Origin of the sequence: Salinibacter altiplanensis (assembly GCF_002894645.1) — a bacterium.
GTDB classification, from domain to species: Bacteria; Bacteroidota; Rhodothermia; order Rhodothermales; family Salinibacteraceae; genus Salinibacter; species Salinibacter altiplanensis.
The window spans coordinates 1-602 of sequence record NZ_NCQY01000026.1 but is presented as its reverse complement, the minus strand read 5'-3'; the positions used below and the strand labels follow the sequence as shown (position 1 = coordinate 602).

The following is a 602-nucleotide window of genomic DNA, read 5'->3' as shown; positions in this document are numbered from 1 at the left end:
TCGGGCTGACGTGTCCGAAAACGGCTACAGCCCATTTTCAGCTGTAGCGCAGGGTTATACAGATTTACGAACTCATACCGACCGATTTCCAGTTGAGCTCATTTCTGACACGCTTGATTTGCTGTATGAAAGAATCGTTAGGCCGCTTTTCGTCGATGACATCATCTCCCTGTCCAGCCCACCGATATATTTGCTCAATACTGCCGTAACCTCGCTTGAACGCTTTCGCGAACTTGAGAGCATTTGCAACGGTGGGAGGAGCACTCAATATAGCTCGCAATTCCTCGTCCTTCCACGACTTTCCCTTGTTCGACTGATCCCAGTCAGACTTTTCTTTTTCAATCTCGACGAGAGTTCTTTTCACAAGCTCAGACTTCTCATCCCAGTCCATTCCGTTCACGTGTGAGTTGAGCAGATCCTCCAATTCTTGCTTGAAGCTTCTTTTCTGCATGGCATTGTCGAAGGTTTATTCGAGAGCGATAGATCTGTATAACGATCGAGCTTAGCTCGCGAAAAGTTGTGACACACTCGTAGATTCGAGCACAAGAACCCGTGAGGTGCGCCCGAAAAGTTGGACTGGTGGGTCGACTAACTGACGTTGG

Annotated in this window: 1 protein-coding gene; it reads right to left on the bottom strand. The window is 48.3% G+C overall.

What is annotated here, in order from left to right:
- Positions 1-64: 64 nt before the first annotated feature.
- On the bottom strand, positions 65-451 hold the full coding sequence (locus B7R93_RS11960; RefSeq protein WP_103020997.1) for a hypothetical protein: 387 nt from the start codon (positions 449-451) through the stop codon (positions 65-67).
- Between the last annotated feature and the right edge of the window lie 151 nt (positions 452-602).